Below are 11,987 nucleotides of genomic sequence, written 5' to 3' on the forward strand. Positions count from 1 at the left end.
GTGACGCATAGCGGCAACAGTCATGCCAATCTTGTACAGCTACCGTTCATATTCAGGTGATGGCGATGTGAAATCTCGGAGTCGTTTGTCGTTAAAAATCCGAGATACGCCGGTTAATGGCGCTTATTTCCGAGAATAGGATTCAATCGCAAAACTGCGGCTCGGGGCTTGTTTGTGCCCCACCGCATGCACTAAAACCGACCTTAGTCATAAAAAAATCATTTGATTTGTGACCAAGAAGCGGGAAAGGTGACGCTCCAGGGCAGGCTGTAAAGCCTTGGGGAGGTTCGCCCGGTACGCCAAGGAAGGTCTGAACTCGCGCCGGCGCGCAACGCGCGCCGCGCAGGACCGACCGAACGAACGCCGGGGAGGGCGTGGGGTACCGAGCGACAGGCTGGCCTGTTCGTGCAAGGGGTAAGAAGGGAGCGGTAGCAAATGCTCGAAGGCGCAGGCCCGGATGGCCGCGTCTAGCCATGGATGCTCGTCCGGCGCGGCTCTGCGGAGCGGTCGGGCGCGAGGTAGGAGATGGACCGGTCGTCGGCGGCAAGGGAGGCCGTCGGGACGTCAGCGGCGATGAGGATGGGTAGGGTTACAGAGGGCTCGGCGGCACCGTCCGGAGGACGGCGGCCGCGGCGAAGGATCGCACGGGCGCGCAGGCCGCAAGGCCGCGCGCGACGCGGGTGCCCATCGGATCGGCGTGCCAGGGACGGTATCGAATGCGGGGCTGTAGCGAGCCCCAATGCGTGCGCCCGGAGGGCGTGCGCGACGGCCGCGGTGGCCGTCGCCGGGCAGCGCCTGCGGGCGCGCTGCGCGGCGGCGCCGCGGTAGTCGTAGGGATCAGGCCGCCGGCGCCAGGGACGCGCCCGGCAGCTTCAGGCAGCGCAGATCGGCATCGGCCAGATCGCGCTCGTGCAACCAGCGCCAGGCCGCGTCGGCATCGTGATCGACGTAGGCGCGCGCCGACCCCAGACGGAAGGTGTAGCCCCAGGCGTCCATGTCGGCGAGTACGCGCTCGCGGCCGACGCCGGGCAGGGCCTCGCCGAGCAGGCTCTGCAGCACGCACACCGCATCCTCTTCCTCGACCGAGTCGGTGGCGTCGGTGTGCACGGCGGCGCGGCGTTGCGGCGGCAGCACGATCAGGTGCGCGGCCTCGTGCAGCAGCGAATGCACCGGCGTGTCGCCGCGCGCGTACACGTCGCTGCCGATCAGGCCGGCCTCGCATTCGCCCCAGTAGCTGCCGGGAATGGCCTCGCCGTCGCCGACGCGCACCAGGTTCAGGCCGTAGCGCGCCAGCAGCGCGGCGACGGCGCCGTGGTCGATGTCGGACAGGGTGAGCACGGTGGAGCCGGGGGCGGGGTCGCAGGAGAGCTCGGCGAGTTTGGAGCAGTGAGCGAAAGCGGCGTTACGCCCCACTCGCTACTCCGCACTCGCACTCCTCAAGCCGCGCTGGGGCGGTCAGGCAGGGCCACGGAAATGTCGAGCACGTCGTGCTCGCCTTCCTTGACCAGGTCCACCTTGACCGACTCGACGTCGACGTTGACGTACTTGCGGATCACCTCGAGCAGCTCGCGCTGCAGCATCGGCAGGTACTCCGGGCCGCCGCGGCCGGCGCGCTCGTGGGCGACGATGATGCGCAGGCGGTCCTTGGCGACCGAGGCGGTCTGCTTCTTGGCCAGCAGGAAGTCGAACAGTCCCATGCTCAGCCTCCGAAGATCTTGCTGAAGAAGCCCTTCTTTTCCACTTGCACGAAGCGCATCGGGCGGGTGTCGCCGAGCAGGCGCGCGACCGCGTCGTCGTAGGCCTGGGCCGCGTCGGACTCGGTCTCCAGGATCACCGGCTCGCCCTTGTTGGAGGCGTTGAGCACGTCGCCGGATTCGGGGATCACGCCCACGGTCTTGAGGCCGAGGATTTCCTCGACGTCGCCGACGCTGAGCATCTCGCCGGTTTCCACGCGCTTGGGGCTGTAGCGGGTCAGCAGCAGGTGCTCCTTGACGCGCTCGCCGTTCTCGGCGCGACGGGTCTTGGACGCGAGCAGGCCGAGGATGCGGTCGGAGTCGCGCACCGAGGACACTTCCGGATTGACCACCACCACCGCCTGGTCGGCGAAGTACATGGCCAGGAACGCGCCCTTCTCGATGCCGGCCGGCGAGTCGCAGACGATGTAGTCGAAGCCGTCGGCGATCAGATCGTCGAGCACCTTCTGCACGCCTTCCTTGGTCAGCGCGTCCTTGTCGCGGGTCTGCGAAGCGGCCAGCACGTACAGATTGTCGAAGCGCTTGTCCTTGATCAGCGACTGCTTGAGCGTCGCCTCGCCGTTGACGACGTTGACGAAGTCGTACACCACGCGGCGTTCGCAGCCCATGATCAGGTCGAGGTTGCGCAGACCGACGTCGAAGTCGATCACGGCGACCTTGTGGCCGCGGCGCGCGAGGCCGCAAGCGACGCTGGCGCTGGTCGTGGTCTTGCCGACGCCGCCCTTGCCCGAGGTGACTACGATGATTTCGGCCAAGTTGTATTCCTCCTAAAGTGCGGCCTCAATCAAGGGCCGCGATCATGATCTGTTCGTCTTCGAGCCAGACCTGCACGGCCTTGCCGCGCAGCGTCTTGGGGATGTCTTCCAGCACTTTGTAATTGCCGGCGATCGCCACCAGTTCGGCATGGAACTCGCGGCAGAAGATGCGCGCCTGGGCGTTGCCCTGGGCGCCGGCCAGCGCGCGTCCGCGCAGCGGGCCGTAGATGTGCACCGAACCGTCGGCGATCACCTCGGCGCCGGCGCCGACCGCGGTCAGCACGGTCAGGTCGCGGTTCTCGGCGTAGATCTGCTGGCCCGAGCGCACCGGCGCGGACTGGATCAGTCCGGGCGCGGCGGCGGCTGCGGCGATCTTGGCCGGCGCGGGCGCCGCGGCGGGCGCTTCGCGGCGTGCGGGCGCCGGTGCGGCGGCCGGGGGCGGCGCGGGTTCGTCGTCGCCGCGCTCGTACTGGGCGCGGAATTTCGCCAACAGCGGCAGGCCCAGCGCCTCGGACAGGCGCTCGGTTTCGCTGGTGCCGTAGGCCAGCGCGACCGGCAGCACGCCGGCGGCGCGCAGGCCGTCCAGCAGCGCCTGCGCGGTGGCGGCGTCCGGGGTGTGGCTGAGACCGCCGAAGTCGATGACCACGGCGGCGCGGCCGAACAGCTTGGGCGCGCGCTGCACGCGGCCGCGCATCTCCTCGATCAGGCGCGCCACGTCCAGCGTGCGCACGCGCAGGTTGGCGATGCCGACCTGGCCGATCTTGAGTTCGCCCGCCTGTTCGTAATCCACCGCCACGCTCACGGGCAGGTACCCGTCGGGCGCCGCGCCAGGGAGTCGTCGTGACCGAGGGCGGTGCGCGGACGGGTCAGCCAGGGTTGATCGGGCAAATCGTCGCCGTAGGTGTCGCGCACCCAGGCGTAGCTGCACAACGGCTTCATCAGCATCGCCGCGCGCACGTCGGCCTCGGCCATCACGTGCTGGCCGACCTCGCGGAAGCCGAAGCTGCCGTGGAACAGCAGCGCCGGATCGTTGCCGCCTTCCAGGAACACCTCGCAGGCCAGCTGCGGATAGCGCAGCTCGGCGTAGCTCTGGGCGTCGGCATAGAACGCGCGGCCGACGCCGCCGCCGCGACGGCGGCTGGCGACCACGATGCGGTCGATATAGAAGAAGTCCGGATAGCGCTCGCGAAACCAGCGGAAGTTGCTGCTGTCGTGTTCGCTGTGGCTGCCCATGCCGATCAGGAAACCCGCCATGGTTCCGTCGCGCTCGGCGACCCGGAAGTACTCGGCGCGGTCGAAGAAGTGGCGCAGTCTCGCCGCATCCAGCGGCAGGATCGCAGGTCCGGCAGCGTTGTTGAGTGCAAGGACGGAATCCAGCTCGTGCTCACGCACGTCGCGGACGACGATCGACATTCCAGGCTCCAGTATTCGCAAGCCGGCCACGAAATCGGTGGCCGGCGGCGCCGATTATCGCATGGCCGCCCCCTCCGGGCGACCGCCGCGACGGCCATGCCGAATCGGGCTGCCGGCCGCGCGGCACGGCGCCCATGACTTTCGGACGGCTCCGGGCCGGGCGCCAGCCGTTAGCATGCGTTCATGCTGGCGCGCCTCACCCATACCCGACTGCTGCGTTACGCCGGCCTGTTCACCTGGGGCCTGCTGGGCTGCTGGCTGCTGTCGATCTGGCTGGACCCGGGCTATTTCCAGCTCGAGCCCGGCCAGTCGCTGGTGCCGGTCTACCTGCAGGTTCTGCGCTGGGTCGCGGTCTACCTGACCTTCGGCATCGTCTACTGGTGGATCACCCGCTCGCTGGGCGAACGCCAGACCGGCATCGTCGACCACCTGCTGCTGCTGGTGCTGACCGGCTGCGCGATCGGCGTCAGCTATTACTCCAACACCGGCCTGGGCAGCGTGCTGTTCATGGTCATCGCCGGCCTGTTGCCGTGGATGCTGCCGCTGCGCGTGGGCATCGTCTGGCTGTTGGTCGGCAACCTGGCGATCACCCCGGTGTTCGTGCAGGCGCTGGACATCCCGCCGCTGGTGGCGGTGCTGCAGTCGCTGCTGTACATGGGCTTCTCCAGCTTCGTGTTCGTGACCGCGCTGGTCGCGTTGCAGCAGACCCAGGCGCGCGAGGAGCAGCGCCGCCTCAACGCCGAGCTGCGCGCCACCCGCGCCCTGCTGGCCGAGAGCGCGCGCATCAACGAGCGCACCCGCATCTCGCGCGAGCTGCACGACCTGCTGGGCCACCATCTGACCGCGCTGAGCCTGAATCTGGAGGTCGCCGGCCACCTGTCCGACGGCCGCGCCAAGGAACACGTGCAGCAGGCCCACGCGCTGGCGCGGCTGCTGCTGACCGACGTGCGCGAGGCGGTCAGCCAGCTGCGCGAGAACGGCGCGATCGACCTGGCCGTGGCCCTGCGCCCGCTGGCCGAGAACGTGCCCGCGCTCGACATCCGCATGGACATCGAAAGCCCGCTGACCCTGGACGATCCCGAGCGCGCCCACGTGCTGATGCGCTGCACCCAGGAAATCATCACCAACGCCGTGCGCCACGCCGGCGCGCGCCATCTCGACATCCAGGTCCGCCGCGACAAGGACTGCATCGTGATGGACGCGCGCGACGACGGCCACGGCGCCGACAATCCCGTCTCCGGCAATGGACTGCGCGGCATGCGCGAGCGCCTGGTCCAGCACGGTGGCGATTTGCGTATCGAAACCCGGCCGGAGGCAGGCTTTTGCCTGCATCTCACGCTGCCGGCCTCGGCGGCCGCGGCCGCCGCCTGTGAAGGAGTCACCGCATGACCCCCAGCTCAGACACTGCCCGTCCCGCCCGCACCATCCGTGTCCTGCTCGTCGACGACCAGACCCTGGTCCGCCAGGGCGTGCGCTCGCTGCTGGCGCTGGCCGAGGGCATCGAAGTGGTCGCCGAGGCCGGCGACGGCCGCCAGGCGGTCGAAATCGTGCCGCAGGTGCGTCCGGACGTGGTCCTGATGGACATGCGCATGCCGGTGATGTCCGGCCTGGAGGCCCTGCAGGCCCTGGCCCGGGCCGGCAACCTGCCGCCGACCATCATCCTGACCACCTTCGACGACGACCAGCTGGTGCTGGCCGGGCTCAAGGCCGGCGCCAAGGGCTATCTGCTCAAGGACGTGTCGCTGGAACAGCTGGTCGGCGCGATCCAGACCGTCGCCGACGGCGGCTCGCTGGTGCAGCCGGCGGTCACCCAGCGCCTGTTGTCGGGCCTGGAGCACATGCGCAACGATTTCGTCAGCCTGGACCGCCCGGACCCGCTGACCGAGCGCGAGACCGAGATCCTGCGCCTGATGGCCGGCGGCTTCTCCAACAAGGAGATCGCCAACTCGTTGGGCGTGGCCGAAGGCACGATCAAGAACCATGTCTCCAACATCCTGTCGAAGCTGGGCGTGCGCGACCGCACCCGCGCCGTGCTCAAGGCCTTCGAGCTGCAGCTGGTCTGATCCGGCTGCGCCCCGGTTCGGCGCATCGCGCCGGGCCGGGACCGCCCCGCGCGTCGCGCCCGGCGCCCGTTTCGCCCTCGTTAAAGTCCCGATCGCGGCGGCTCGCGGCGCGTTCGCCGCCGGTCGCGCGTCCGTGCTTTGCCGTAGGTTGCGATTTCGTTTGCGGGGCGTCGCGGTCCGTCGCCCGCCGCCGGCTTGCCCGCATGGGGCGGTTGCGACGGATGACTGCCCCGACACCGGCTTCCTTGATACGATTGTGGGTCTGCGCCCCGGCCCGATCCGGGTCCCGGCCTTGGAGAAACCTGAATGACCCGTCTGATCGAGTTTTTGATTTCCCTGGCGATCGTCGCCGTGCTGTTCCTGGTCGTCGGCGTTGCGCTGCCGTCCAGCCGTCACCTGTCGCACTCGGTTGAGACCAACCGCAAGATGACCATCGTGTTCGACACCTTGAACAGCCTGCACCGGTTCAAGGATTGGAATCCGCTGGTCATGAAAGACCCGAACATGCAGCTGAAGCTGGCCGGCCCGGACGCCGGCGTGGGCGCGCGCCTCGAGTACACCTCCAAGGAAAAGAACCTGGGCGACGGCAGCTGGGAAATCACCGCCTCCGAGCCGGGTAAGCGCGTCGCCTACAAGATCGACGACATCCTGCGCGGCGACAACAAGCGCACCGAATTCACCCTGCGTCCGACCGGCCGCAACAACCGCAACGTCGAGATCACCCAGACCTACGACGTCGACTACGGTTGGAACATGCTGGGCCGCTACTCCGGCCTGTACGTCAGCAGCAGCGTCGGCGAGGACATCAAGCTCGGCCTGTCGCGCCTGAGCAACATGCTCGCCGCGGTGCCTAACCTCGACTACGCCGACCTCAGCAAGGACAACCCGGCCAACAAGCCGAAGTTCGTCCAGCGCGAAGCCGAGAACCTGCTGATCGTCACCGCCGCCGTGGACCGCGACAACGCCAAGGTCCAGGGCCAGATGAACAGCAACATGGAATGGATCAAGAAGGTGATGGCCGCCAACGGCCTGGAAGCCGCCGGTCCGATGCGCATCATCACCAACGAGTTCGGCACCGAGACCTATTCGTTCGACGTCGCCCAGCCGGTGCGCAAGGTCGGCGCGACCGGTCCGGCCACCGAGCTGGACGTGAAGGTCGAAGGCCCGGTCAAGGCCGTGTTCCTGGGCCAGGCCAAGGTCGCCACCGTGCCGTTCAAGGGCCACATGGCCAACCTGCCCAAGGTCCGCGACGCGCTGCGCGCCTGGGCCATGACCCAGGGCGACGAGACCATCGACCGTCCGTACGAGACCTGGAAGGCCGGCGTCGAGAAGAGCTTCACCGAGGAAGGCGACTACGACGTGTACTGGACCGTCAAGGAATAAGCCTTACTCGTTGTGTTGCACGAAACGCGCCGCGGATTCCGCGGCGCGTTTTTTTGTGCGCCGCGCATCGGCGCCGGCCGCTTTCTGTGCGAGCGGCGTAAGCCGCGATGCGCGCCGCGCCGCGCATACGCCAACGACGTATCCCGCCGAATACATTCCAGCCCGCCACCTCCGATTCGCAGGACCGGCGCTTGCGGCGCGCAGCCCGCCTGCTATCGTGCCGACACGCACCCGTTGGCCCTTAGGCATGACGCCGTCCCACACTCCCAAACCCGCGTCCACGCGCACCCTGGCCGTCGCCGGCGCGGTGCTCGCCGCGGTCTCGGTCGCGCTGTCGGCCTACGCCGCGCACGTCGCCGATCCCGCCGCGCAGTCGCGCCTGCAGATGGCGGCGCTGTTCGCTTTCGGTCACGGCGTCGCCCTGGCCGCGCTGGCGCCGGCCGCGGCGCGCCGGCTGGCGCGGATCGCGCTGGCGGCGTTGTTGATCGGCGTGCTGCTGTTCGCCGGCGGCCTGGCCTCGGCCTATTTCTTCGGCACCAGCACGCGCATGCTGCCGTTCGGCGGCAGCCTGATGATCCTGGCCTGGCTGCTGTACGCGGCCGACGCCGCGAGGCGCTGAGCCATGCCGCGCCACCGCCGCGGTTTCGACACCGACGCCGCCTACGCCCACCTGGCCAAACGCGACCGCAAGCTGGCCGCATGGATGAAGAAGGTCGGCCCGATCGCGCCCGATCCGCGCTGGCGCAAGCGCTTCGATCCGGTCGATGCGCTGGCGCGCGCGATTTTGTACCAGCAGCTCAGCGGCAAGGTCGCGGCGACCATCGTCGGCCGCGTCGAGACCGCGATCGCCAGCGACCGCTTCCATTGCGACACCCTGGCGCGCTGCGACGACGCCACGATCCGCGCCTGCGGCGTGTCGGGCAACAAGCTGCTGGCCTTGCGCGATCTGGCGCTGCGCGAATCGCGCGGCGAAGTGCCCGACCTGCGGCGCATGAGCACGATGGACAACGACGCCATCGTCGAAGCGCTGGTGCCGATCCGCGGCATCGGCCGCTGGACGGTGGAGATGATGCTGATGTTCCGCCTCGGCCGCCCGGACATCCTGCCGGTGGACGACCTGGGCATCCGCAAGGGCGCGCAGGCGGTGGACCGGCTCGACGCCATGCCGACGCCGAAGGAACTGGCCGAGATCGGCGAGCGCTGGGGCCCGTACCGCAGCTACGCCAGCCTGTATCTGTGGCGCATCGCCGATCTGGCGATGCCGGGCAAAGCCGAGGTCAAGCCGACCAAGCGGTCGCAGGATTGAATCGGGGCGGAAGAGGCGAACGATGTGTCGTGTCGCGGCGCTTGTTGGGGCCGCGCGACGATGCGGTTCGCTGCGCTCGCCGCATCCTACGGCGTCGCTACGGTGCCGGTCGCGCGATCAGGATCAGCGACGCCGGCCGGCCCGTGTGCGGGTGCAACGGTTCTTCGATTTCGAGCAGGCGCAGGCCGCAGCGCGCCAACAGCGCCAACCAGCCGCTCAACGTGCGGAAATACCACGGCGCCGGCTCGGCGAAGTCGCCTTCGCAACCGGCCCAGGAGCCCGCTCGCCAGCCATCGACATACGGCGCGTCGCCGCAACCCAGGATCGGGTGCAGGGTCTGCACGATCGCGCGGCCGTCGGGTCGCAGCAGGCGCGGCAGCGCGCTCAACAAGGATTCGACGTCGGCCTCGCCGATCAGAGAGAAGTTGCAGACCGCGGCGTCGTAGCGCGTGTCCAAGGCGCCTTGTGCGATCTGCGCGTACGTCAGGGCCAGATAGCGCTCGCCGCCGCCGGCCGCGCGCGCCGCATCGACCAGCGCCGGCACCGCATCGACGGCGGTGACGGACAGGCCCTGCGCGGCGAGCGCGCGCGCCAGCCAGCCTTCGCCGCAACCCAGGTCCAGCACCTCGCGTGGCGCTTGCCGCAGCACCGCCTCGATGATGGCGCGGTCGGTGACCAGGCGCCGGCTCTCGATGCCGTGCTCGCGCACGCTGCGCGTCCACGGCGCGGCGTTGCGCTGCCAGGCGGCGAGCACGGCCCGGTCGTCGTGCGTGCTCATTCGCGCGGCGCGTTCGCGGCAACGGCGCCGCCGCCGGCCGGTTCGGCCGCCGCCGGCGCATGCGGATCGTTGCGCGCGCCGAAGCGCGATTTCAGGCGCAGCGCCGGGCGTTCGACCAGATGCCAGGACAGCGCCGCCAGCGTGCCCGCGATCAGGGTCGCCCACAGGGTGTTCATCAGCGGACCGGTGCTGGGCGCGTAGTGCTGCACCAGTTGCTGCGCCGGCCAGCCGTACAGGTACAGCCCGTAGGACAGATCGGTGCGGCGGATCTGCGGCAGGCGCGGCACGAAGGCCAGGAACAAGGTGGTGTAGCTCAGGGCGACGAAATACCCAAGGTAGTAGTAGCTGCTGCCGCGCAGCAGCGCCGCCGCCACCAGCACCAGCGCCAGCAGCCACCAGCGCAGCGGCACGCGGTCGCGGTTGACCCAGGCCAGGCTGCCGGTGAGGAAGTAGGCCGTGCAGTACAGCCAGTTGATCTTTTCCGGCGACAGCGTCTGGCCGCCGTACTTGACCACGCCGAAGATCAGCAGCGCCACGCACAGCAGGTTGAAGCGCAGCCGCGGCAGCAAGCGCAGCAGGCCGATCAGCGCCAGCCACAGGTACAGCCGCACCTCGATCGGCAGCGACCACAGCGAGCCGTTGATGGCGTGACTGGGCAAAGTCTCGAACACGCCCGGCAGGAAGTACTGGGTGTCGCGGCTGAGCAGGGCGTTGGCGCGCAGGTACTTCCAGGTCTGCGGCGAACTCCAGTAGTCGGCCGCGGTGGTCAGCCACGGCCCCAGCACCAGCACCGACAGCGCCACGCACACGATCAGGGCCGGGAAGATCCGCAACGCGCGCGCGGCGACGTAGCCGGCCAGGCGATTGCGTTCCAGGCTGGCGGCGATCAGGAAGCCGCTGATCACGAAGAACATGTCCACCGCGATGCCGCCGGCGAACTTGATCTGCACCAGCTGCAGCAACAGGTCCTGGCCGCCGCTGGCGGTGACCGCGTAGCTGTGGCCGTAGATCACCAGCCAGGCCGCGACCAGGCGGATCAGGTTGAAGTTGTTGCGTGGCTGGGCATGGCCCTCGGCCAGGGTGCGCGGGGTCATGCGATTGCGTGCCGCATCAGTCGCCGAACTCTACGTCGGCGTTGCCGACACATGCCTGCCACTGGCCGTGTCGGTTTGGGGCCTGCTGCAACGTCATGCCGGGTCCTGAGTGGGTGGCGGAATCGGCGCATTGTGCCCGATCTGGAGCCCGCGCCGCCCGGCTTTACTCCAGGCGGCGCCAGGCCGCGCGTGCGGCCAGCACGGCGCAGCCGAACCCGCCCAGCGCCACGCACCACAGATGCAGCGCGTCCACCGAGATCCAGCGCAGCAGGGGATTGGCCGGCGACCAGGGCCAGGCCGGCTGCAGGTCGTAGTGCATGATCGCGTCCAACAGCACGTGCGAGTAGGTGCCGATCAGGCCGCCCGCGAACGCGGCGCGCCAGGTGAACGGCGCATGCGGGATGCGCAGCCAGCGCAGGCATGCGGCGCTGATCGGCTTGCCGATCGCGCCCGCGAGCAGGCCGATCAGCAAGGCGCCGATCAGGCTGTGCGTGCGTCCGTGCAGTACCGCCCAGCCGCGCAGGATGCCGATCAGCGGTTCGATGTCCATCAGCACCTGCGCGCCGCCGAACACCATGAAGCTGAAGTGGCGGCCGCCGATGGCCTTGAGCGCGAGGCCGGGGCCGAGGTGGATCGGCGTGAACGGCATGCGCTTAGCCCTGCGCGTCCAGCGGCAGCGCGACCACCACCATCGTCGCTTCCTGGCCGCCCACCGACGCGTACAGCGCGCGCGCGGCGGCGTTGCCGAGTTCGGTGCCGACCCAGGCCTCGTGGCAGCCCAGCGTGCGCGCATGCGCGAGCAGCGCGTCTAGCAGACACCGGCCGATGCCCTGGCGCTGCTGCGCGGCGCTCACGCCGACCTCGTTGACCCACAGCGCCGGCGGCTTGTCCGGGTGCACGTAGTGCAGCGCCGAGGCCATGCCGACGACCACGCCGTCCAGCAGCGCGACCGCGAGGTGGTGGCGCGGATCGGCGAAGAATTCGCCGGCCCAGCGCGGGTCGATCGCGCCGTCGAAGACGTCGTCGGCGACGCGCGCCAGCACGCCGGCCTCGTCGCGGCCCAGCAATCGCACCTCGACCGCGCTCACTCCAGCACCGGCCGGTAGAAGCTGCGCTCGTAGCTGAGGAAGCAGCGCGTGTCCTCGTAGTAGCGCACCGCGGCCTGGCAATCGGGATCGACGGCGGCGCGGCTGCGGTAGGCCTCGTACTCGGCCAGGCTGGGGAAGGAGAACAGCGCCAGGGCGATGTTGCTGGGGCCTTCGCCGGGCAGGAAGTAGCCGTGGTGGGTGCCGCCGTGGCGCTGCACCAGCGGGATCCACATGCGCGCGTAGGTTTCGAACTCGGCCAGCTTGGCCGGGTCCAGCACGTAGCGCAGGTAACAGGTGATCAAGATCGGCTCCCGGTGGCGCGCGCGGCGCGGGCTGGCATCGTAGCGCGGCGG

15 protein-coding genes are annotated in these 11,987 nt (G+C 69.4%); 5 read left to right on the top strand and 10 right to left on the bottom strand.

Annotated elements, in window-relative coordinates; translation table 11 throughout:
- Positions 1-837: 837 nt before the first annotated feature.
- The 5 genes from LVB77_RS08065 to LVB77_RS08085 all read right to left on the bottom strand — a co-directional run bounded on the left by LVB77_RS08065 (position 838) and on the right by LVB77_RS08085 (position 3,922).
- Positions 838-1,338, bottom strand: coding sequence for a hypothetical protein (locus LVB77_RS08065; protein WP_232909635.1), 501 nt, complete (start codon positions 1,336-1,338; stop codon positions 838-840).
- Between the two features lie 98 nt (positions 1,339-1,436).
- Complete coding sequence (minE, locus tag LVB77_RS08070) at positions 1,437-1,697, bottom strand: cell division topological specificity factor MinE (protein ID WP_232909636.1); 261 nt, start codon at positions 1,695-1,697, stop codon at positions 1,437-1,439.
- Positions 1,698-1,699: 2 nt separating this feature from the next.
- Positions 1,700-2,509, bottom strand: a complete 810-nt coding sequence (gene minD, locus LVB77_RS08075) for a septum site-determining protein MinD (protein WP_232909637.1) — start codon at positions 2,507-2,509, stop codon at positions 1,700-1,702.
- A gap of 25 nt (positions 2,510-2,534) precedes the next feature.
- Positions 2,535-3,311 (bottom strand): septum site-determining protein MinC, encoded by a 777-nt coding sequence (gene minC, locus LVB77_RS08080; protein WP_232909638.1) that lies wholly within the window; start codon positions 3,309-3,311, stop codon positions 2,535-2,537.
- Complete coding sequence (locus tag LVB77_RS08085) at positions 3,308-3,922, bottom strand: GNAT family N-acetyltransferase (protein ID WP_232909639.1); 615 nt, start codon at positions 3,920-3,922, stop codon at positions 3,308-3,310. The genes minC and LVB77_RS08085 overlap by 4 nt, the downstream gene beginning before the upstream one ends.
- Before the next feature lie 183 nt (positions 3,923-4,105).
- Here LVB77_RS08085 and LVB77_RS08090 point away from each other — a divergent pair, with 183 nt between their 5' ends.
- From LVB77_RS08090 to LVB77_RS08110, 5 genes are all read left to right on the top strand, one after another.
- The gene (locus LVB77_RS08090) at positions 4,106-5,311 is read left to right on the top strand and encodes a sensor histidine kinase (protein WP_232909640.1); all 1,206 of its coding nucleotides are present in this window, start codon (positions 4,106-4,108) and stop codon (positions 5,309-5,311) included.
- Positions 5,308-5,985, top strand: a complete 678-nt coding sequence (locus LVB77_RS08095) for a response regulator transcription factor (RefSeq protein ID WP_232909641.1) — start codon at positions 5,308-5,310, stop codon at positions 5,983-5,985. The genes LVB77_RS08090 and LVB77_RS08095 overlap by 4 nt, the downstream gene beginning before the upstream one ends.
- Positions 5,986-6,291: 306 nt before the next feature.
- The gene (locus LVB77_RS08100) at positions 6,292-7,368 is read left to right on the top strand and encodes an SRPBCC family protein (protein ID WP_232909642.1); all 1,077 of its coding nucleotides are present in this window, start codon (positions 6,292-6,294) and stop codon (positions 7,366-7,368) included.
- Positions 7,369-7,615: 247 nt separating this feature from the next.
- A complete protein-coding gene (locus tag LVB77_RS08105; RefSeq protein WP_232909643.1) occupies positions 7,616-7,987 on the top strand; it encodes a DUF423 domain-containing protein in 372 nt (123 codons plus the stop codon).
- Positions 7,988-7,990: 3 nt separating this feature from the next.
- Positions 7,991-8,674 (top strand): DNA-3-methyladenine glycosylase 2 family protein, encoded by a 684-nt coding sequence (locus LVB77_RS08110; RefSeq protein WP_232909644.1) that lies wholly within the window; start codon positions 7,991-7,993, stop codon positions 8,672-8,674.
- A 97-nt stretch (positions 8,675-8,771) separates the two neighbouring features.
- Here the strand turns inward: LVB77_RS08110 and LVB77_RS08115 are convergent, their stop codons facing one another.
- From LVB77_RS08115 to LVB77_RS08135, 5 genes are all read right to left on the bottom strand, one after another.
- The gene (locus LVB77_RS08115; protein WP_232909645.1) at positions 8,772-9,452 is read right to left on the bottom strand and encodes a methyltransferase domain-containing protein; all 681 of its coding nucleotides are present in this window, start codon (positions 9,450-9,452) and stop codon (positions 8,772-8,774) included.
- Positions 9,449-10,546 (bottom strand): acyltransferase, encoded by a 1,098-nt coding sequence (locus tag LVB77_RS08120; RefSeq protein WP_232909646.1) that lies wholly within the window; start codon positions 10,544-10,546, stop codon positions 9,449-9,451. Before LVB77_RS08120 ends, LVB77_RS08115 begins: the two co-directional genes overlap by 4 nt.
- A gap of 163 nt (positions 10,547-10,709) precedes the next feature.
- Positions 10,710-11,195 carry a metal-dependent hydrolase gene (locus LVB77_RS08125; RefSeq protein ID WP_232909647.1) on the bottom strand — a complete coding sequence of 162 codons (486 nt, stop codon included), beginning with the start codon at positions 11,193-11,195 and terminating at the stop codon, positions 10,710-10,712.
- A gap of 4 nt (positions 11,196-11,199) precedes the next feature.
- On the bottom strand, positions 11,200-11,634 hold the full coding sequence (locus LVB77_RS08130) for a GNAT family N-acetyltransferase (RefSeq protein ID WP_232909648.1): 435 nt from the start codon (positions 11,632-11,634) through the stop codon (positions 11,200-11,202).
- Complete coding sequence (locus LVB77_RS08135; protein WP_232909649.1) at positions 11,631-11,936, bottom strand: NIPSNAP family protein; 306 nt, start codon at positions 11,934-11,936, stop codon at positions 11,631-11,633. Before LVB77_RS08135 ends, LVB77_RS08130 begins: the two co-directional genes overlap by 4 nt.
- Positions 11,937-11,987: the final 51 nt, after the last annotated feature.

The sequence above is a fragment of the Lysobacter sp. 5GHs7-4 genome, assembly GCF_021284765.1.
GTDB lineage: Bacteria > Pseudomonadota > Gammaproteobacteria > Xanthomonadales > Xanthomonadaceae > Lysobacter.

Coding starts and splice junctions, on each gene's coding strand:
- minE (WP_232909636.1), bottom strand. CDS start 1,697: ATGGGACTGTTCGACTTCCTGCTGGCCAAGAAGCAGACCGCCTCGGTC.
- LVB77_RS08085 (WP_232909639.1), bottom strand. CDS start 3,922: ATGTCGATCGTCGTCCGCGACGTGCGTGAGCACGAGCTGGATTCCGTC.
- LVB77_RS08090 (WP_232909640.1), top strand. CDS start 4,106: ATGCTGGCGCGCCTCACCCATACCCGACTGCTGCGTTACGCCGGCCTG.
- LVB77_RS08095 (WP_232909641.1), top strand. CDS start 5,308: ATGACCCCCAGCTCAGACACTGCCCGTCCCGCCCGCACCATCCGTGTC.
- LVB77_RS08100 (WP_232909642.1), top strand. CDS start 6,292: ATGACCCGTCTGATCGAGTTTTTGATTTCCCTGGCGATCGTCGCCGTG.
- LVB77_RS08105 (WP_232909643.1), top strand. CDS start 7,616: ATGACGCCGTCCCACACTCCCAAACCCGCGTCCACGCGCACCCTGGCC.
- LVB77_RS08110 (WP_232909644.1), top strand. CDS start 7,991: ATGCCGCGCCACCGCCGCGGTTTCGACACCGACGCCGCCTACGCCCAC.
- LVB77_RS08115 (WP_232909645.1), bottom strand. CDS start 9,452: ATGAGCACGCACGACGACCGGGCCGTGCTCGCCGCCTGGCAGCGCAAC.
- LVB77_RS08120 (WP_232909646.1), bottom strand. CDS start 10,546: ATGACCCCGCGCACCCTGGCCGAGGGCCATGCCCAGCCACGCAACAAC.
- LVB77_RS08125 (WP_232909647.1), bottom strand. CDS start 11,195: ATGCCGTTCACGCCGATCCACCTCGGCCCCGGCCTCGCGCTCAAGGCC.